The organism is Halomonas sp. V046 (assembly GCF_052645355.1).
On the sequence record NZ_JBQXYF010000014.1, the window covers coordinates 96,551 to 116,939 of the forward strand.

Annotated in this window: 16 protein-coding genes; 7 read left to right on the top strand and 9 right to left on the bottom strand. The window is 60.9% G+C overall.

Annotation, left to right across the window (positions count from 1 at the left end; genetic code table 11):
- Nucleotides 1–433 precede the first annotated feature (433 nt).
- The 4 genes from ACUN9Y_RS18110 to ACUN9Y_RS18125 all read left to right on the top strand — a co-directional run bounded on the left by ACUN9Y_RS18110 (nucleotide 434) and on the right by ACUN9Y_RS18125 (nucleotide 5,235).
- Complete coding sequence (locus ACUN9Y_RS18110; protein WP_445462120.1) at nucleotides 434–907, top strand: tripartite tricarboxylate transporter TctB family protein; 474 nt, start codon at nucleotides 434–436, stop codon at nucleotides 905–907.
- 22 nt (nucleotides 908–929) lie between these two features.
- Entirely contained in the window at nucleotides 930–2,477 is a 1,548-nt protein-coding gene (locus ACUN9Y_RS18115) for a tripartite tricarboxylate transporter permease (RefSeq protein ID WP_445462121.1), read from the top strand.
- A gap of 38 nt (nucleotides 2,478–2,515) precedes the next feature.
- Nucleotides 2,516–3,496, top strand: coding sequence for a Bug family tripartite tricarboxylate transporter substrate binding protein (locus ACUN9Y_RS18120; protein WP_445462122.1), 981 nt, complete (start codon nucleotides 2,516–2,518; stop codon nucleotides 3,494–3,496).
- A gap of 101 nt (nucleotides 3,497–3,597) precedes the next feature.
- Complete coding sequence (locus ACUN9Y_RS18125) at nucleotides 3,598–5,235, top strand: thiamine pyrophosphate-dependent enzyme (RefSeq protein ID WP_445462123.1); 1,638 nt, start codon at nucleotides 3,598–3,600, stop codon at nucleotides 5,233–5,235.
- 442 nt (nucleotides 5,236–5,677) lie between these two features.
- Here the strand turns inward: ACUN9Y_RS18125 and ACUN9Y_RS18130 are convergent, their stop codons facing one another.
- The 4 genes from ACUN9Y_RS18130 to ACUN9Y_RS18145 form a co-directional block, all read right to left on the bottom strand.
- On the bottom strand, nucleotides 5,678–6,373 hold the full coding sequence (locus ACUN9Y_RS18130) for a FadR/GntR family transcriptional regulator (protein ID WP_445462124.1): 696 nt from the start codon (nucleotides 6,371–6,373) through the stop codon (nucleotides 5,678–5,680).
- A gap of 87 nt (nucleotides 6,374–6,460) precedes the next feature.
- Complete coding sequence (locus tag ACUN9Y_RS18135) at nucleotides 6,461–7,963, bottom strand: tripartite tricarboxylate transporter permease (protein ID WP_445462125.1); 1,503 nt, start codon at nucleotides 7,961–7,963, stop codon at nucleotides 6,461–6,463.
- Nucleotides 7,960–8,433 carry a tripartite tricarboxylate transporter TctB family protein gene (locus ACUN9Y_RS18140; RefSeq protein ID WP_445462126.1) on the bottom strand — a complete coding sequence of 158 codons (474 nt, stop codon included), beginning with the start codon at nucleotides 8,431–8,433 and terminating at the stop codon, nucleotides 7,960–7,962. Before ACUN9Y_RS18140 ends, ACUN9Y_RS18135 begins: the two co-directional genes overlap by 4 nt.
- A gap of 72 nt (nucleotides 8,434–8,505) precedes the next feature.
- Nucleotides 8,506–9,471, bottom strand: a complete 966-nt coding sequence (locus ACUN9Y_RS18145; RefSeq protein WP_445462127.1) for a Bug family tripartite tricarboxylate transporter substrate binding protein — start codon at nucleotides 9,469–9,471, stop codon at nucleotides 8,506–8,508.
- 592 nt (nucleotides 9,472–10,063) lie between these two features.
- Here ACUN9Y_RS18145 and ACUN9Y_RS18150 point away from each other — a divergent pair.
- On the top strand, nucleotides 10,064–10,840 hold the full coding sequence (locus ACUN9Y_RS18150; protein WP_445462128.1) for an SDR family NAD(P)-dependent oxidoreductase: 777 nt from the start codon (nucleotides 10,064–10,066) through the stop codon (nucleotides 10,838–10,840).
- Between the two features lie 386 nt (nucleotides 10,841–11,226).
- Nucleotides 11,227–12,810 (top strand): aldehyde dehydrogenase (NADP(+)), encoded by a 1,584-nt coding sequence (locus ACUN9Y_RS18155; protein WP_445462129.1) that lies wholly within the window; start codon nucleotides 11,227–11,229, stop codon nucleotides 12,808–12,810.
- A 548-nt stretch (nucleotides 12,811–13,358) separates the two neighbouring features.
- On the opposite strand, the gene ACUN9Y_RS18160 is transcribed toward ACUN9Y_RS18155, so the two are convergent.
- The 4 genes from ACUN9Y_RS18160 to ACUN9Y_RS18175 form a co-directional block, all read right to left on the bottom strand.
- Entirely contained in the window at nucleotides 13,359–14,888 is a 1,530-nt protein-coding gene (locus tag ACUN9Y_RS18160; protein WP_445462130.1) for a tripartite tricarboxylate transporter permease, read from the bottom strand.
- 3 nt (nucleotides 14,889–14,891) lie between these two features.
- On the bottom strand, nucleotides 14,892–15,431 hold the full coding sequence (locus tag ACUN9Y_RS18165) for a tripartite tricarboxylate transporter TctB family protein (RefSeq protein ID WP_445462131.1): 540 nt from the start codon (nucleotides 15,429–15,431) through the stop codon (nucleotides 14,892–14,894).
- A gap of 139 nt (nucleotides 15,432–15,570) precedes the next feature.
- The gene (locus ACUN9Y_RS18170) at nucleotides 15,571–16,566 is read right to left on the bottom strand and encodes a Bug family tripartite tricarboxylate transporter substrate binding protein (RefSeq protein WP_445462132.1); all 996 of its coding nucleotides are present in this window, start codon (nucleotides 16,564–16,566) and stop codon (nucleotides 15,571–15,573) included.
- A gap of 144 nt (nucleotides 16,567–16,710) precedes the next feature.
- On the bottom strand, nucleotides 16,711–17,454 hold the full coding sequence (locus ACUN9Y_RS18175; protein WP_445462133.1) for a ribonuclease activity regulator RraA: 744 nt from the start codon (nucleotides 17,452–17,454) through the stop codon (nucleotides 16,711–16,713).
- 749 nt (nucleotides 17,455–18,203) lie between these two features.
- Here ACUN9Y_RS18175 and ACUN9Y_RS18180 point away from each other — a divergent pair.
- Nucleotides 18,204–18,932: a GntR family transcriptional regulator gene (locus ACUN9Y_RS18180; protein WP_445462134.1), complete on the top strand. Its 729-nt coding sequence runs from the start codon at nucleotides 18,204–18,206 to the stop codon at nucleotides 18,930–18,932.
- 219 nt (nucleotides 18,933–19,151) lie between these two features.
- Here ACUN9Y_RS18180 and ACUN9Y_RS18185 read toward each other — a convergent pair whose 3' ends face one another.
- Nucleotides 19,152–20,375: a cysteine desulfurase-like protein gene (locus tag ACUN9Y_RS18185; protein WP_445462135.1), complete on the bottom strand. Its 1,224-nt coding sequence runs from the start codon at nucleotides 20,373–20,375 to the stop codon at nucleotides 19,152–19,154.
- Nucleotides 20,376–20,389 lie beyond the last annotated feature (14 nt).

Consider the following 20,389-nt stretch of genomic DNA (forward strand, 5'->3'; position numbering starts at 1 on the left):
CTACCCAAATAATCGATTTTTTTATAAAAAACCTAAACAAGATGAAAAAATCGTCACACTGGACGCCGAATCCCGCCTCGGCATTCAGCACTCGCTGTCACACCAACAAAACAACCCACGGTGTTCAGACATGACTCAACCCTCCAAGTCACCACCTCGTCATCCCGCCGTTGGCGATGGCTCAGCCACGCTGAGTATGCCTCCCCACGGCTCTGCTCCGATTCGACATTCGACGTTTCGCTGCTTACAGACACTCCCCACGATGCGCCCCAGCCCACGCTCTCGGGCAAGCTCTGAGCCGCCTAGGCCTCACCGCTCACCGGACGAGGCGGTGACGTCACCCTGACCTCGAGTCCGCTCGGGCCGCAGCGACACGCCTTAGCGTCACACCTAAATCGCATCGTTATCCGATAGAGGCCGGGAGAGAGCCTGTATGACACTCATTACCAAGGACCGTGCACTCGCGGTCGCCATGCTCATCTTGTGCGGAATTTTCTATGCAGAGTCTGGAAACATTCGCCCGCCCACAACCTGGCAAACCTACGGGTCCGCAATGTTCCCCCGCCTGCTACTGGGCGTCATTGCCGTGCTTTCCATTCTGATTCTCATTCGCTCTGTGCTTGAAAAGCGCGCCGAAACACAGAAACTGACATGGCTCGCGGCTTATCAATGGATAAAGAACAACCATAAGGTGCTGCTGCTCTTCACGCTGTTTGGCATTTATGCTGCTGTCCTTCCGCTCGCCGGATACCTGGTATCGACCATTGTCTTTCTCGCATGCGCAATAGGTTTATTGTTGGGGCTAGATTCACGTCGAAAATCGCTATTGACGATAACCGTAAGCCTTACCGCTGGGTTAGCCATCTACGTTGTCTTCCAATTCGGTCTTAACATCTGGCTTCCTTGAGACGATCAACCTGGAGAACCTCATGGCTGAGTTCTTTGCACATGCACTTTCGCTGGTCAGCAGCCCTTCCGTCCTACTGCTAATAACCATCGGCGTATTATTCGGAATCATCGGAGGAAGTATACCCGGCTTCACCGTCACCATGGCGATACTGGTCGTATTCCCTTTCACTTTCGCCATGGACCCTGTGAGCGGTGTGTCGATAATGATCGGCGTGTTCGTCGGCGGCTATTCGGGAGGCCTTGTTTCCGGAATCATGTTGGGAATCCCGGGTACACCTTCTTCCATCACCACCGTCTACGACGGCTACCCAATGGCGCTGAAGGGAGAGCCGGGGAGAGCGCTCGGAATCGGTGTCCTCGCTTCATTCATTGGAACTGTGATCAGTGTGGCGGTACTGGTTCTTTTCGGGCCACTCCTTGCCAAGTTCAGCATGAATTTCCGCCCATGGGAAATATCCACACTTATTCTCTTCGCCTTGACGCTAGTGGCCGGGTTATCGAATGGACGACTGTTAAAGGGGATGCTAGCCGCCGCGCTTGGCTTACTCATAACGACGGTGGGCTACGATAGAAACAGCAATATCCGTTTCGACTTTGACCTCCCGGCTTTCAGCTCAGGATTCGAAATCCTCCCCGTCATGATCGGGATATTTGCCTTTTCTCAGCTTATGGAAAATATCGAGAAACTGGGCAACAAAGACACTGCGCAAAAGAATGTATCGATGAACGTTACTATTCCGTACGCGAAGATAGTAAAAGACATCATGGGACAGAAAATAAACACCCTTCGTTCCTCCCTGATTGGCAGCCTTGTCGGCGCTCTTCCTGGAACCGGGGGAACTGTCGCTAACTTTATCAGCTACGATCAGGCAAAGAAGTTTTCCCGCCACCCGGAAAAATTTGGCACCGGCATACCCAATGGAATCATCGCCTCGGAGGCCTCGAACAGTGCCGTCGCCGGGGGAGCCTTCGTTCCAACCCTGGCGCTTGGCATTCCTGGGGACCTTCCCATGGCGATCATGATGGGCGTACTGATCCTTCATGGCATCACGCCAGGTCCTCTGATGTTCGAGCAAAATCCCGTGCTCGTGGGCGCAATTTACGCAAGCCTGCTGATTGGCGCGATTGTCATGGTGCTATGCCAATTATTGCTGGTGCGCTGGTTTGCACGCATCGCACTAATCCCCCAGCAGATACTCGTACCTGTTGTGCTAATGCTCTGTGCTATCGGCGCCTATGCACTGAACAACAACCTTTTCGATATTTGGGTCTTGTTTGGATTTGGCATTATCGGCTACCTACTCTGGAAGGCCGATGTTCCACTCACCCCTCTGATTCTTGGCGTTGTCCTCGGAAACAATCTCGAACAGCAGCTTTTTCGTGCACTAGAGCTGAATGGGAGCTGGCTTACATTCCTGACACGCCCGCTGTCAGCGACATTCATCGCGCTTTCCGTGCTGTCAGTCATCCTGGCGCTCCGCCAGAACAAGAAGATTAACATGCAGCACACTCACGACGGCAGTTCATCACCACAAAACAGGGCCAGCACCTCGGATCACAAGCCCTGACACTTATTTCCAAAATAATCACAAACCAGAGGTTTACCATGAAACACAACAAGATTATCTCTATCATATTTTCAAGCACTATCGCAGCGTCTGCTTCGGCTTTTTCACTTTCCGCGGTAGCCGACAGCTATCCCGAACATGACATCCGCATGGTGATTCCCTATGGAGCCGGCGGACCTACCGACATTATTTTTCGACAGATAGCACGCGAGGCTGAAAAAGAACTTGGTGTATCCATCATCCCTGTCAATATGTCAGGGGCCGGCGCTACGCTTGGATCACGCAACGTAAAAGATGCCGAGCCAGATGGCTATACGATTCTCGGCGGCCACGACAATATTGCCCTCTCCTATATTGCCGGCATGGTGGACTACTCCTACGATGCATTCGCTCCGGTTGCACGTGTGACCCAGACCTTCAACATGCCCACGACCTATCCAGCCCACCCGGTGATGGATGCGAGTGAAATCCCTCAATACATCGAAGATCATCCTGGAGAGGTGAAGTTCAGCATGATCCCCACCTCGACCGATCATTTTTTCTGGATGCAGATGTTTGATGCGATGGGTATCGATGTTGCCGATGTAAAGCTCATAAGTTATCCGGACACGACCGAACAGATGTCCGCCCTCATGGCAGAGGAAATTGATTTCACCATCACCAACGCCGCCTGCTGTTCCTCGTTCTACGCTGACGGAACATTCCGCCCGCTTGGGGTAGCTCATTCTGAGCGCCTGAGTGGGGAAGCGCTACAGGATATCAAGACGTTTCAAGAAATGGGCGTCGATATGGAATCGGCCACGAGCCGAGGCATTTTCGCCCCCGCGGGAACCCCGCAAGAACGTATCGACATACTCGCTGACGCCTTCGAAACAGCGCTGCAAAACGCCGATCTGAGAGAAAAGTTGATTACCGAACTTGGCTCTGAGCCTAGTTTCTTGGCCGGGCAGGCGTATCAAGACTTTCTGCAAGAGAATCAACACAGCCTCGAAAAGGTGGCTGAGAACATCGCCTTCTAACGACCAAAACCAACAACATTTCTAAAGGAGCCCAGTCTCGATGTCTTTAGGTAGGCATCGAGGCAAGGGGCTAATCTCTACTACTGGAAAAGGCATACCTCATGGAGTCATCAGCCGCGGAGGCGTTGATCAACCAACTCTCGTCATTTGGTGCGGACAGAGTGTTCTGTGTTCCTGGCGAAAGCTATCTGGCGGCGCTAGATGCGATGTACGAGCACCCCAATATTGAGGTTGTCTCATGCCGCCACGAGGGGGGCGCAGGATTCATGGCACTGGCTGACGCCAGGCTCACGCAGCGCCCCGGTGTTATCTTCACCAGTCGCGGCCCAGGTTCCATGAACGCGGCCATTGCGCTTCACGCAGCACAGCAAGATGGGGTTCCACTGCTCGTCTTCATCGGCCATGTGACCCGTCAGGAATCCGACCGGAACTCGTTTCAAGAGGTCGACTACCGCAGAACCTTCAGCGACATCGCGAAGGCCGTATTTGAAATACATGAGGGAAGCCGAGTCGTCGATACCGTATCCAGGGCATGGCACCTGGCGACCAGTGGCGCGCCAGGCCCTGTGGTCATCGTCCTCCCCGAAGACATGCTCCAGGACCGAGTGTCAGCACAGGTTATTCCCCCCGCGGTCTCTCGACGGCCCGCGCCAGCCTCGGCCGAGCTCGATATCATTCATCGGCGCCTGGCGGCGGCCAAGCGTCCCCTGCTGCTCGCCGGCGGACAGATCAACACCGAAAAGGCTCGGACGGCGTTGCAGCAAGTGGCCGAGCGTTGGGACCTGCCGGTGCTGGGCACGTTCAAGCAACAAGACGTCATGGACAACGGTCATTGCAATTGGGTCGGGCAAATCGGATTCACCATGCCCGCGACGGTGGCAGACAGTCTGCAGCAAGCCGATCTGATTGTGGCGGTCGGTACGCGTCTTGGCGATATCACGACACAAGGCTATACCTTCCCGAAAGCGCCCGTGCCTGACCAGGATGTCATCCAGGTGTACCCATCGGCCGACGACATCGGCAGAAACACGACGCCCTATCTTGGCGTCGTAGCAGACAGCGAATGCTTCCTGACGGCACTAGCCAGTCGTCCTGCCCCGCCACCACCGGCAGGCCGGCACGAGTGGGTTGCTCAACTCAAGGACAACTATCGTTCACTTTCTATCTACACGCCGAAACCTAGCCAGTCGGGTGTCGATTTTGGCGGCGTGGTCGAGGCGGTGAATAGGCACTGTCGTCCAGACACCATCTTCTGCCTCGATTCTGGAAATTTCGCGACCTGGGTACACCGCTATCTATCGATTCAGCCGGGCCAGCGCCTGCTCGGTAGTGCGTCGGGGGCCATGGGTAGCGGCGTCCCGTACGCGGTGGCAGCGGGTCTGCGCCATACAGACAGGATGGTAGTCACCTTCATGGGTGATGGTGGGGCTTTGATGACGTGCAATGAACTTGCTACTGCCGTGCATTACGGCGCCAACATCAAGATCATCATCGCCGACAACTCTCTTTATGGAACGATACGCGGCTTTCAGGAGAAGTTCTTTCCCGGGCGCCCGGTCGGCACCTCCCTGACCAGCCCTGACTTCGCAGCATGGGCTGAGGCATTCGGTGTGCGTGGGTGGACCATCGACGATGATTCACAGACGGAAGATATCGTTCAGCAAGCGCTGAATCATCCCGGCTCCGCCGTGATTCATGTCAAACAGAGCCCCGAGCGCCTGAACGCCTTTAGTCCGTAAACGAGCGACTTACCTTCGCGATGGGTAAGAAGGCGGCATCCCGCACTCGGCTGGCAGGGGGCTCACGTCGGCTGGTCCCCTGCCAGCATCGCGCTGTACGGTGATGATACCGGCCATGGCGCAATGCCTGACGTGCGACGTCTCCCGCGCATCGGCGACCACGCCGTGTTCCGCGATAGCACCGGACTCAAGCCGATGGAGTCCCTGGCCCAGCACCTCGCCGAGGCGGCGGTCCTTGCCCCGATAGATCTAGCCCGACAGCACCAGGTCCTTTGCTCGCCCAGTGACAGCCCCGGGAACCGCACTGCCGTACGAGATAGGAGCGAAGGCGACCTCGGGTCGGGCCAGCTACCGAACTGTGCAGACGGCTACCCGGCCACACGCCGGTATCAGTGCAGAACAGTGAGAAGGGCATGCCTGGGATCACGCCCAGGCGCCCCTCTCACTGGGTGCCTTCGAACATGCGCCGTCGTGCGTTTTCGAGGTGGGTCTTCATCGCCTGAGCCGCCGCGTCACCATCCTTGTCGACGATGGCGTTGACGATCGCCAGGTGCTCATCCTGGACGATGCGCAGGCGCGCCTCTGAGGCCATCAGCGACAGCCCCCGGGTGAGGTTCATGCCTTCCTTGATGCTGTCGTTGAGCGATCTGATGGCGGTTGCGTAGTAGTGATTGTTGGACGCTTCGGTGATCGCCAGGTGGAACTGGTAGTCTTCTTCCGTGGCCCGATCGTGCTTGGCGTTGGCGTCATCGATGACCTGGTAGCAGCGCCAGATTTCGTCGAGCTGTGCCGAGGTCCGCCGCACCGCGGCAAGGTAGGCCGAGCTCGCTTCGATGTCGGTGCGAAACTCGAAGCAACGCTGAATATCGGCGATGCTCGAAATCGGCGCGAACTTGAGCACCGCGCTGTCGGGCTGGCGAATCACGAAGCTCCCCGAGCCGCGCCGGGAGACGACCAGTTCATCCTCCCTGAGCCGAGCCAACGCCTCGCGCAGTACCGGGCGCGACACCTCGTAGAGATCGCACAGCTGAGCCTCGGTCGGAAGCTTCTTGTTGACCGGGAAAGCTCCATCGATGATCGACGCCAGGATCTTCTCGTAGACCGCCGAGCCCAGGGAAAACTTTTCTACTGCTGGCATATTCCGCTTCCACTTCGCACTGGTTGCCGCTCGCGCAGGCCGGCCGGCTGGCCTGCGCCGTGGCATGTAAGGTGACCCATCCACTGGTCATGATGGTACCGACATTCTCCGACGCCTACCCGAAAACACACCATTGGCGATGATCAGGGTCCAGGTGAGCAGGGCGCAGACCGCCAGCACCATGGCGATGGGACGATCGACGAAGGCCATCAGGTCACCGTTGGACTTGAGGATCGAGCGCATGAAGTTGCTCTCGATGATCGGCCCCAGAATAACCGCGAGAATCAGCGGACCCAACGGGAAGTCGTTCTCCATCAGGAAGTACCCCAGCAGGCCGATGGCCAGCATGACCCAGATATCGAACATCGAGTTGTTGGTCGAGAAGGCACCAACGATACAAAACATCAGAATCAATGGGTAGAGAATGCCGGTGGGAATCGCCAGCAAACGCCTGGCTCCCTTGATCGCCAACAGCCCCAGCGGCAGCAGCAGCAGGTTGGCCAGGATGAAGACCATGAAAATGGCGTTGACCAGGGTGCCCTGCTCGGCAAAGACATCGGGGCCCGGGGTGATGCCCTTGGTCATCAGCACACCGATGATGATCGCGGTGACGGTGTCGCCGGGAATGCCGAACACCAATGCCGGAATATAGGCGCCGGACAGCGCCGCGTTGTTGGCAGAGCTCGCCGACACCAGCCCTTCCGGATGACCGCTGCCGAACTTCTCCGGTGTCCGCGACAGCTTGCGGCTGACCGCGTAGCTGATCCACGAGGCAATATCGGCGCCGGCACCGGGCAAGGCGCCGATCATGGTGCCGAGGACCCCGCCGCGGACAACGCCGCCCTTGTAGCGCCAGGCGGTGGACGCCACGCCGGTGAACATGCCGTTGGCTTCCGGCGTCACCACCGGCTGGCGCTTCTCGGCGCTCGACATGCTGCGCAGCAGCTCGGTGATCGCAAACAGGCCGATCAACACCGGCAGCAGGGAAATGCCGGCCAATAGATCGTAGCTGCCGAAGGTAAAGCGCACCTGGCCCGAGACGCTGTCCATCCCGACCATGGAGATGCCCAGCCCCAGCAGCATGGACACGCCGCCCTTGAGCGGGTCACCGCCAGACACCAGAATCGCACAGGAAAGCCCGAGCAGGGCCAGCCAGAAATACTCGTCGCTGGTGAACTGCAAGGCGAAATCGGCAATCCGCGGCGCGAACAGGGCGAGAATCATCACGCCAATCACCCCACCCAGCATCGAACAGGTGACGTTGAGCCCCAGCGCCAGGCCCAGCTTGCCTTGCTTGCCCATCAGGAAGGCTTCATCGGCGTAGACCGCCGATGCCGGCGTACCCGGCATGCGCAACAAGGCCCCGGGAATATCCCCGGCCACGATCGCCATGGCGGTGGCCGAAACGATGGCGGCGATGGCCGGCAGCGGCTCCATGAAGAAGGTGATCGGCACCAGCAGCGCCGTGGCCATGGTCGCCGTAAGCCCGGGAATCGCGCCCATGAAGAGGCCAAACAGGGAAGCCGCCACCACGATGCCCAACACCTCGAAGGTGAAGACCATCGATGCGGCCTGGAGAAGGTCGGTCATGAGTAGATCACCTGTTCAAGAATCCCAAGCTCCAGGGGCACGTGAAGCAGCTGGCCGAAGAGGCCCCAGATGGCAAGCGTGGCGATGGCGGCGATGCCGAGGGAAAGCGGTAGATGACGGCGATGAAAGGCATAGAACAACGCCGTCAGCACCGCCAGGGACAGCAGCGGGAAGCCGATGATGGGGGTCAGCATCACGTAGGCGACAACGGTGCCGACCACGGCAGCCAAGGCCCCGAGAAAGCGCGTCAAGGGGGCGCTGGCGGTCCACTTCACCCAGGCTTCCCGGTGGCGCACGCCGCGCAGGATCATCAAGCCACCAAAGACCAGCAGCAACGTGCCGATCACCGTGGGAAAGGTGCCGGCCCCGTACTCCTGACGTGGCAGGGACGGTAGGTCGGCGGAAGCGACGACGAAGGCAGCCCCGAGGGCTGCCACCATCGCGCCGGACACCGCGTCATTGGTGCGCATGGCGTGTCTCTCTCCTGCGTCGGTACGTTTCAGACAACTGGCCTGCTGCTGCCCCCGATCGAAACGTCGCTATCACTGGGCGAGACCCAGCTTCTCGATGGTTCCTGCATTGATGCGATCTTGCTCCGCCATGAAGTCACGGAAGCCTTCGGGGCCTTCCCACACGGTGCCGAAGCCTCGACTGGCCATGAACTCCTGGAAGTCGTCTGAGTTCCACACGCTGTCGGCGGCCTCGACCAGACGCTCGGTGACGTCTTGCGGAAGCCCTTCGGGGCCGACCAGGCCGCGCCAGGAGCCCTGTGACCATTCGCTGCCGGTGACTTCCTTGGCCGACGGCACATCGGCGAAGGCGTCCTCACGCTCGTTGGCCAGCACCGCCAGGGTACGAACACGGCCGGACTCGCGCATCGACAGGGTCTCGGGCAATGACGAGAAGACGATGTCGACACCCCCTGCAGCCAGCTCCTGGAGCCCCGGAGCGGCCCCTTCGCTGGGCACCAGGCTAACGGTATTGGGGTCGACACCCTGCTGATCCAGGAAGCCGGCGAAGGACAGGTGATAGGCGGCGCCAGGTGCCGAGCCAGACACGGTGTAGGTGTTCGGCTCGGCCTTCAGGTCCGCCACGGCCTGGTCGAGGGTCTCCCACTCGGAATCGGCATTGACGGTAAAGGCGGCATAGTCGAGGTTCAGCAGGGCGATCGGCGTGTAGTCCTCGTAGGTCAGGTCCGAGGTGCCGATATGCTGATAGGTGGCAATTTCAGCGGTACCAAGCCCCAGGGTGTAGCCGTCGGGGCGCGCCATCTTCATGGCCATGTGGCCGACCACGCCGGAGCCACCGGTACGGTTGACCACATTAACGGTCTGGCCGAGCTCCTGCTGCAGGCCGGCGGCAAACTGGCGACCGACTGAATCGGTGCCACCACCGGCGGACCAGGGCACGATCAGCGTGATCGGCTTATTCGGGTAGTCGGCGGCGAAGCTGGCCGTGGCGGTAACGGTCAGCACCGAGGCGCAGAGCAAACGAGTCAGTGAGCGCATGGCGAGTACTCTTGTTGTTGGCTTGTTGTTGGGAAGTCGGAATACGGGGCGAAACCTGGGCGGTGCGTGATAGCTGAGCGCCCCACCGAGGCGATGTTCGAAGAGTGCCGACTCGCGCTTCTCAAGACAAGTTATTACAACTTATACTTTATGCTAACCCACCCTTCTCAAGGGCTTTCCGCGTCTCGTGCTACACCGGTACCGGCGCTCAGCCTGATGTATTCCCCTTATTCGAATATTGAGCTCAATATATTGATATTTAAGTTAAAAAATTTACATTATTGCGGCATTGGAAACATTTGTCTGATGGCTAAAGCGGTCATTTGATGATCGCTACCGGGCATCGTATCGGCATACTTTCCAGACCCGTCCCAGGTCGTTACCAGGCTAGTTGTAATAATTTGTTTGAGATTTATCGTTAGGCTGTCTATGGTGGCAATACCGGCCGGCTCCTGTTCCCTCGAACAGTCGAGTCGTGACCCTGTCCCGACAGCCTGTCTTGACACGCTGTCTGTCCCGACACCATGGCGGCGATATTCATCGACCGCTTGGTCACGCCGGCCAATGACTCCCCACCGACCAGGAGCTTTTCATGTTCGCCGACCTTAACGACAAGACCGTTCTCATCACCGGCTCGACCAAGGGCATTGGCCTCGCCGCCGCCGTCGCTTTCGCCCGTGAAGGCGCGATCGTCGGTATCAATAGCCGCCAGAAGGACGCCGCGGCCAGCGATGCCATCGCCGAGCTCGAGGCCATTGGCGGTCGCTTCGCCTACTTCGAGCGGGACCTGTCCAAGAGCAGCGAATGCGAAGCGCTGGTGGCGGACTTTACCGCCGAGTTCGGCAGCCTGGACGTGCTGGTCAACAACGCCGGCGGCCTCGGCGTGCGCGCCGGCCTCGAGGCCCTGGATGACGACGCCTTCGATCTGGTGATGGACCTGAACCTGCGCTCGATGATCATGACGACCCGCTACGCCATGCCGCACCTCAAGGCCTCGGCCAGCAAGTCCGGCACCAGCGCCAGTGTCATCAGCACCGGCTCGATCGCCGGGCGCGAAGGGGGTGGCCTGGGCGCCAGCCTGTACGGCGGCACCAAGGCGATGATGCACAACCTGCACCGCAACTGGGTGAAGGAATTCACCGCCGATGGCATTCGCTTCAATATCGTCTCGCCGGGCACCATCGATACCCTGTTCCACGCCGACAAGAGCGATGAACTCAAGGGCAAGATTCGCTCGACCATTCCCATGGGCCGCTTCGGCACCTCGGAAGATGTCGCGCCGACCTTTCTGTTCCTGGCCTCCCACCAGACCAGTGGCTATATCACCGGCCAGGTGATCGACGTCAACGGCGGCCAGATCTGCCCTTAAGGCAACCGTTTCCCTGAAGGCGCCAACGCCTGGGCTCACGACTGAGCCCATCACGGCGGCGCTTTATGGTTGCGCTTCACGGCTGCTCTTCACGGCCACGCATCACGGCCACGCGTCACGGCTACGCGTCACGGCCACGCATCACGGCCACGCATCACGGCCACGCGTCACGGCCACGCATCACGGCCACGCGTCACGGCCACGCATCACGGCCACGCATCACGGCCACGCGTCACGGCCACGCATCACGGCCACATTAGCCCAGCGACCGCCTGGGACAGCACTCCCAGCACGACCATGCGGGCGCCGGCCATCGAGCCGGCCGCCCCGTTTTGCCATGCTATTGCCGCCGCCAGACGCGGCCCTTCTGCCATTCGGAGACTCGCATGCAAGTTCAAGGACAACAGCTTATCGGTAGCACCGGGCGCACCACCGACGACCCACGCCTTCGGGCCACCGACCCTGCCACCGGCCAGGCGCTGGCCCCCGCCTACCCCTACGGCAACGCGAGCGATGTCGCCGCGGCCTGCGAACTCGCCGAGGCCGCCTACGCCAGCTACCGCTACACGTCACTCGAGGAGAGAGCGACGTTTCTCGAGACCATCGCCGACGCCATCGAAGGCCTGGGCGATACCCTGACCGAGCGCGCCATGCAGGAGACAGGCCTGCCTCGCGCACGCCTGGAGGGCGAGCGTGGCCGCACCTGCGGCCAGCTACGCCTGTTCGCCGGGGTGGTCCGCCGCGGCGAGTGGCTCGACGTTCGCATCGACCCAGCCCAGCCCGAGCGCAGCCCCATGCCCCGTGCTCGCCTGCTGCAGCAACAGATTCCGCTGGGCCCGGTGGCGGTGTTTGGCGCCAGCAACTTCCCGCTGGCGTTCTCGGTAGCCGGCGGTGACACCGCCTCGGCACTCGCCGCCGGCTGCCCGGTGGTCATCAAGGGCCATTCCGCCCATCCCGGCACGTCCGAGTTGGTCGGTCGAGCGGTCCAGCAGGCCGTCGTCGACTGTGGACTCCATGAGGGCGTCTTCTCGCTGCTGTTCGGCGCCGGCAACGAGATCGGCCAGGCGCTGGTCGAGGATCCGCGCATTCAGGCGGTCGGCTTCACCGGGTCACGCAGCGGCGGCACCGCCCTGATGCGTACCGCCCAGCAACGCCCGCAGCCCATCCCGGTGTATGCTGAGATGAGCAGCATCAACCCCGTCGTGCTGCTGCCGGCCTCTCTCGAGCGCCAGGGCGACGATCTGGGACGCGCCTTCGTCGGCTCGCTGACCGCGGGCGCCGGCCAGTTCTGCACCAATCCCGGGCTGGTGCTGGCGCTCAAGGGCGAGGCGCTGGACGCCTTCCTGACATCGGCTGCCGCCGCACTCAAGCAGTGTGAGGCCCAGACCATGCTGACCGCCGGCATCCAGCAGGCCTACCGCCAGGGCGTCGAGCAACTGGCCAAGCATGGCGATGTCGACCAGCTGGCCGCCGGGATCGAGGAAAGCCCGTCGGCCACGCCCTGCCAGCCGCACCTGTTTACCACCTCGGCGACGCGCTTTCTCGCCGACGAGGCGCTGCACGACGAAGTCTTCGGCGCCAGCGCCCTGGTGGTTCAGTGCGATGACCTCGACCAGCTGGCCGCGGTGATTCAGGGCCTCGAGGGTCAGCTCACCGCGACGCTGCACGCCGACGAGACCGATGGCGACAGCGCACGCCGCTTGCTGCCGCTGCTTGAGCGGCGTGCCGGTCGCATCCTGTTCAACGGCTGGCCGACCGGTGTCGAGGTGTGTGACGCCATGGTCCATGGTGGCCCCTGGCCTGCGACCTCCGACAGCCGCTCTACCTCGGTGGGCACCGCCGCCATCCACCGCTTCCTGCGTCCGGTGTGTTATCAGGACCTGCCGGAGTACCTGGCGCCCGAGGCGCTGCAAGAGAGCAACCCGCTGTCGCTGCCACGCCTGGTCGACGGCAAGCGCGAAGCTCGCTAAACGAGCCCGCGAACCGCGAAGACCCGTCCTCGCCATCGACACCGCCCCAGCCTTGCCGGGGCGGTGTCTTTGCGTCTCTCGGGTTCTTCGGCGCCTTCTGCTCTCGCCTTCTGCGGCTTCTCCCCGCTGCTGCAACGCTGTCTGGTGTGACGCGGTCTGCGCTTTGCTACTCCTGACGCATCCTTCACTCCTTGCCACTTGCCTGCCGCTGTTCGCCACCTGCCAGGCACCAGCGCCATTTGCCACGACAATCGGTTGGCCTTGTCCGCGTCCCCCCTTGCTGGCCTCGCCCCCACAAAAGTATCTGCCAGCCGGCGGCTAGCCCCTTCTCTCGGCCTGCATCGGCCGCACCAACCGCCGCGACTCTACGCACCAGACACCACTAGCCTCCGCGAAAACCAGCAAGCCGGGCACACCTGCAGCCACCAACCTTCGGTGATTTCCGTCTGCACGGGGACCCAGCACACAAAAAGACTCGGCGGCGCCAAGGGGAGATCTCCCTTGACGCCGCCGAGCCTCTGTCTTTCAGCGGCAAATGCCCAGCAGGTCTAGCCGCTTTCGCTGGATGTCTTCAGCTGCAGCGGCTTGCGAATCGCCAGGAAATAGACGAACACCGCCGTCAGCACCACGAAGAACAGGCTGTCAGGCTGGGTAAAGAAGGTGGTGGGATCGCCATTGGACAGGGTCAGGGCGCGCCTCAGGTACTCCTCGAGGTTCGGTCCGAGAATGAAGCCGAGCAACAGGGTCACTACCGGGAAACCATGCTTTCTGAGGTAGAACGCGAGGATACCCATGACCATGGTCATGCCCATCTGGAAGATCGAGTAGGTCGCCACGTAGCTGCCCACGACGGCGAGCAGGGCGATGGTGGCGAACAGCACGTCGCGGCGAATCGTCACGATGCGGATGAAGTACGGGCCCAGCAGATACATCGTCAGCGGGATGAGAATCAAGGCGCTGAACATCAGCGAGGCCAGCATCGGGGCAATCAGCTCGGCCTGGGACTCCATCAACTGCGGGCCGGGTTGGATGCCGTTGATGATCAGCACGCCGAGCACGATGGCGGTGATCGGATCGCCAGGAATACCGAAAGTCAGCATCGGCACCAGGGCACCACCACAGACGGCGTTATTGGCACTTTCGGCCGCGGCGATCCCCTTGGGATTACCCTTGCCGAAGGACTCGGGAGTGCGCGAGGTGCGCACCGCTTCCACGTAGGCGAGAAAGCCCCCCATGGAACCGCCCGCCCCCGGCAACGTGCCGACCAGGTAGCCGATGGTGGACGACTTGAGGTAGCAGGCGGCGCCGATCTTGCGAATCCCCGACAGCGGCGGAATGAAATCGCGACGACGAATGCGGGCAACGTTCTTCAGCTGGTCGCGAATCTGACGCGCCTGATCACGCTGACTCACTTGGGTCAGCAGTTCGCTGATGGCAAAGGTACCGATGATGACCGGCATCAGGTCGATGCCCGCGGCCAGCTCGCCGCTGCCGAAGGTGAAACGCGCCACCGGCACCATGGCATCGAGCCCGACGGTGGCCAGCATCAAGCCAAGCAAGGTGGCGATAGCCGCGCGCCGGATATTGCCGCGCTGGGCGACGACGATGACGATCAAGGCAAAGGCGATCAGCGAGAACTTGCCGGTGGTCTGCACCAGCAGCGAGGCATCGGCGATAAAGGGCGCCAGCACCACCAGCAGGATTGCGCCGAAGGTGCCGCCGATCATCGAGGCAAAGGACGCATGGCCCAGCGCCAGCGGGCCCTCGCCACGCTGCTGCATCGGATAGCCCTCGAGCGCCGTCATCATCGACGACGGCGCACCGGGAATGTTGATGGTGGTGGCGGTGATGCTGCCGCCGCACATGCCGGCCATGTAGATGCTGGCACAGGCCATCAGCGCCGTGGTGACGTCGAGGCTGTAGGTCAAGGGCAACAGCAATGCCAGGGCCAGGGTCGCGGTGAGTCCGGGAATGGCCGAGAACACGGTGCCGACCAGAAAGCCGGCGATCACGTAAAAGAGTACCGTGGGGTCGAGCAGCAGCGAAAAGCTGCCGATGACCTGATAGATAAAGTCCATGACCTACTCCCAGAGCAGCGGTAGGCGAACGTTGAACAGCTCGCTGAACATCAGGTAGCCAATCGCGGTGATGACCAGCGCGATCACCGCCTTGGATAACAGGCGCTCGCGTCCGGCAAACAACACCATCACCGTCAGCACGTAGAGTGCCGACGACAGCCAATAGCCGAGCACCGAGAAGGCCGCGATATAGAGACAGGTGGCGACCATCAACCGAATCGCCGGCGACCGCACCATGCGACGCACCAGGCCCGCCTCAGACGAATCTCCAGCCGCTGCCGGCGTCGACTCGCCGGTCTCATCCGCTTGCCCCCGGGGCCTGCGAATCTCGGCCAGCCACTGAGCCAGACACAAGGCGGTGGCAGCGATACCGATCAACAGAGGAAAGAACGAAGGCGCCAGTCGACCATCGATCATCGGCGGCCCCAACCTCAGGCTACCGACCAGATAGGCAACAGACAGCAGTAACAGCACCAGATAAAAACCGGCAGCGGCGCTGGTGAATTGCGCCTTGGCAGGCGCTCGAGCAGCGGAACGTGACATGCGAGCATCCTCTTGGCTCCCGCCATGAAGCGGGAGCCAATGGGTCGTTGATGAGATGTGTCAGGCGCGTGAAAGCGGCTAGCCTGCCGTAACTGGCTGGTGCTCAGGCCTGATTCCGGGGGCGGCCCCGAGCGCCGGCCTAGAGGCCGAGCTCGTCCATCGCGGCGAAGGTCTTGCCCTGGTAGGCGGCGATCCAGTCATCGACACCGTCGGCGCCGAGCCAGCCCGGCGTCACACCGATGGTCGTCACCCACTGCTGGAACTCTTCGCTCTCGTAGGCCTCGCGATAGGCGTTCTCGAGCACATCGAGAGACTCTTCCGGAGTGCCCTCTGGCGCGGCCAGCACGATGAAGCTGCCGGTCTCGAGATCGAGATCGAACTCGCTGATCGGCGGTACCTCGGGATAGGCCGGATTCTGCGCCGAGGACAGCTCGACCAGGCCCTTGGCATCACCCGAGGACAGGATCCCGGCGAAGTCACCCAGGCTCGAGATGGCGGCATCGATTTCACCGGACAGCAGCGCTTCCGCTTCAGCGGTGGAGGAGCCCGGATAGGAAATGACGTTGAAGCTGACGCCTGTCGCCGCTTCCAGACGACGCACGGCGAGGAAGGGGCCGGATCCGGCCGGTGCCACACCGATGCGTACGCTGCCCGGATCGGCCTTGGCGGCCTCGATCAGTGCCTCGTAGGAATCGAACCCCGACTGCTCGGAGGCGACGATGGCGTCGGCTTCCTGGGTGATCCGCGCAAACGGCTGCATGTTGTCCAGCGAGTAGCCAGGCACCATAGCGCCTCGCGGCAGCGTGACCACGCTGTCATAGGTCAAGACGCCGATGGTGTGGCCATCGGGCCGCGCCTTGGACAGCTGCATCAGGCCGGTAGCGGTCACCGCTCCGCCGATGTTCTCCACATAGATGGAGGTCGGCAGCGACTCCTCGGCGAGGGTGCTGATCTTGCGCGAAATGGCATCGGCGCCACCGCCGGCGGGCCACGGCACGATCAGGCGAATATCCCGGCTCGGGAAGTCGGCGTAGGCCAGTGGCGCCGACAGCACCAGCCCCGTCAGGGCAAGGCCGGTGGCACGACGCAACGAAGATGACAGGACCGTACGGGAGACAGCGGTGGGGGCAAACATGGCGAACTCCTGGGCTATCGTGATTATGGTTATTCGTGATGGTAAGAGCAGGTATTGCGGGTGAGTGCTGCGGGCGAGCAGTGAGAGCAAATGGCCTGTCCAGCACCGAATGTGGTGAGGCGCCGACAAGCCAGATGGCGCCGTTTACGCGTCCTGCTGGCGAGCCACGTACTCTTCGTACTCGCGGCGAGTCTCGTCGTTGGGCGGATACAGGCCGATCACCGGTGTGCCGGCACGGACCTTGGTCAGCACGTAGGCCTCGAACGCCTCCATGCGACTGGCTTCCTCGGCAATCTCATCGGCCAGTTCCAGCGGCACCACGATGACCCCATCGCCGTCACCGACCAGCACGTCACCCGGATACACCGGCACGCCGCCACAGCCGATCGGCTGCTGCAGAGCCACCGCGTGATGCTTGGTCAGGTTGGTCGGGGCACTGGGCCTGGCGCAGAAGATCGGCAACGACATCTCGGCGGCCTGCTCGGAGTCACGAATGCCGGCATCGGAAACGAAGCCCGCACACTCGCGAACCTCGAGACGCGTCAGCAGAATGCTGCCGGCGCTCGCCGCGGAGTCGTCCTGGCGGCAGTCGGAGACCAGCACACGCCCCGCCGGCACACTCTCGACGGCCAGGCGCTGGGGGTGCTCGGGGTCACGGAACGCCTCGACGACATCGATATCTTCACGCGCCGGGATATAGCGCAGTGTGAAGGCTTGCCCGACCATCTTCTGCGCCGAGCGGTTCATCGATCCGACCTTCTGGATAAAGGTGTTTCGCAGACCACGCTTGTAAAGCAGGGTGTGCAGGGATGCGGTGGAGGCCCGCATCAACCGGGAACGGGACAGTTCAGAAAGCTCTGCATGGGGGTAGTCGTTCATTACGCTCATCGGGGGCCTCACCAAGGATCAACAGTGGATGTCGAGGTCACTATAGGAAGCCGCCTTACGCATTTCAAACAAATAATGACAACTTAAGGTTCCATAGAGACTCAACGTAACCACCCAGCATCATTGACATCTGATATCACAACCATTAACTGTTGTTTTAAAACAGTTTTATATTCATTAACAGGCAAACAAACTACATCATCCACCGTCATTAGACATAGGTCTAACCGTCACAATGTTGTACGTATTTGTAATTTTTGGCGCTTCGACGAGCCCCTCTCACCGATGACGACAAACAGCACAAGCGCCCCGCCTCTAGCCTGCGGGAGACAGCAGCGGGGATGGCCGCTCGGCCAACGGGGTGGAGATGTGGAGATGTGGAGATGTGGAGATGTGGAGATGTGGAGATGCGGAGATGCGGAGATGCGGAGATGCGGAGATGCGGAGATGCGGAGATGCGGAGATGTGCCACCACACAGAATCGTCATGCATCCGCTCGTCTTTTCCTACCTGTTAGTATCGATAATCGTCGCAGCTTTCCGCCAACCGACGGGTGGAACAATTAGCGAGATAACAGCAATCAATAGCAAAATTACCGCTATTTAACACCCGGTCAGCGTGATAGGATCTCCGATGAGATAACTCGAATAAAAAGCCTGAAAACGATAGCCGCCTTCTCTCCGCAAATCCATAGGCGATAGCAAGGCTATAACCGAACGATAGAACGGACAACCGAGGCAAACACCACGATGATCTCGGACACATCACCACCTCAGCCATCGTCCTCTTCACCCGATACCCTCGCCGAGGATCTGGTCTACGATCGCATCGTCGATGCCTTGATCGACAAGCGCTTGCGCCCCGGAGAACGGCTCAACGAAGCCAAGCTTGCCAGCGCCTTCGGTACGCCCAGAAGCCGTGTGCGCCGGGCCTTGAACCGCCTCACGGCGGAGCGCCTGGTGCGCTTCGAGATGCATCGCGGCGCCTTCGTCTCACTGCCGTCGATCAAGGAGGCCTACGATGTCTTCGAGACCCGTCTACATATCGAGGCCGCGGTGGCCCGTATCGCCTGCGAGCGCATCAATGATGACGGCATCGCCATCCTGCGTCGCCACCTGAGCGAAGAGCATCTGGCCTTCGACGAGCATCGCCCCAGCGTCAACCGCATTTCCGGTGACTTTCATCTGCTGTTGGCCGAACTGACCGGCAACGAGGAGCTGACCGCCATCGTGCGGCCGATCATCCGGCGCTTCTGCATCATTCAGTCACTGTATGAAGGGCGCACCGGCGTGCTGTGTCTGGTCCATGAACACCAGCGGCTCGTCGACCTGATCGCCGCGGGCGAGGCAGAAGCCGCCGCGGCGGAGATGATGGCCCACTGCCGCCACATCTTCTACAGCCTCGACTTGTCCGAGAAGCGCCTGAGCGACGCCAACATCTACGACCTCGCCCTCGACGATCCGGACACCGCCTCGTAAAGCCTTGATTGCCGCAGCGCGCGACCACTCGCCCCTACCCGCGCCTTACGCCTGCACCAACCGCCCCCCGCCCGAACCTCGTCGTGCTGCAGCGGACGGGGGGCGGTGATACATCCCACTGACCGACCCCAGAACTCGGCGCATGAGATCGGTGTAAACGACCGGCGCAAGAGACCGGCGCAAGAGACTGCGCCAGTCAACCGGCCGGCCATTTCGCGGTCAGATCGCCGCGTCCAGCGCCGTGATCAGGCGATCGACCTCCGCGTCGGTGTTGTAATGCACCATCGACACCCGCACCACGCCGTTCATGTCCATCAGGCCAAGGTCTTCGGCCAGGCGCCGCGCATAGAAGTCGCCGAAGCGAATACCGATACGACTGCTATCCACTCGTGTCACGATCTCATCGGATTTCTGCCCCGCGACCACGAAGCTGATCGTCGCCACCCGATGGTCGATATCGGCATCTTCTCTGCCGATGATCTTCACACCCTCTTTCTGGCGCAGATAGCTCAGAAGTCGCTCACCGAGATGCGCCTCATGCACGGCGATATCGTGAAAGGCATTTTCCAATTTCTGCCGATCCGACTCGTCTCTATTTTTCTCACCTATCTCGGTGAGATAGCCGAGAATACCGGTACAGGCATAGGTCAACTCATAGTTGGGATTTCCCGGCTCGACCTTTCCGGGAATCTGCTCTTTAGTAAAGAAGTAATGATAGATATTATCCAGTTCCAGCAGACACTCTTTCTTCACGTAGAGCACCGCATGATGAGGGCCGAATACCTTGTAGAGACTGAAACCGTAGTAGTCCACGTCCCAGTCCTGAACATCGATGGCGCGATGGGGCGCAAAGGCGACACCGTCCACACATAGCCTGGCGCCACCCTCATGGACCAACCTGGCAATGCGCTTGACCGGATTGATGGTGCCCAGCAGGTTGGACACGTGGGTGACACAGACCAGCTTGGTGCGTTCGGTCATCAGCGCCGCAAGATCCTCCAGATCGAGTTCCAGGGTCTCGGGGTCACAGTTCCAGAAGCGCACCGTCGCGCCGCGCTCGGCGGCCATGCGCACCCAGGGACCGACGTGGCTTTCGTGATCGGTGTTGGTGACGATGATTTCATCGCCCGGGGCGAACTGGCTGGCGAGGGCGTCCGCCAGCAGCCGAAATTGAATCGTCGAACTGGGGCCAAACACCAGCTCCTCGACATGACGGGCGTTGACCAGGGTCTTCACCGCTTCGCGGCCAGCCATGACCTTGCCCCGGGACACCTGGCTCGGGCCATAACTCGCGCCGAGTTGAACATTGTCGCCGAGTAGGTAGTCGCTGATGCGATCGACCACCATCCGCGGCACCTGGGCGCCCCCGGCGTTGTCCATGAAGACCCACTCGCTTTGCAGCGAGGGAAACTGGGAGCGGACGAAATCGATATCGAGACTCATGGAAATTCCTGAAG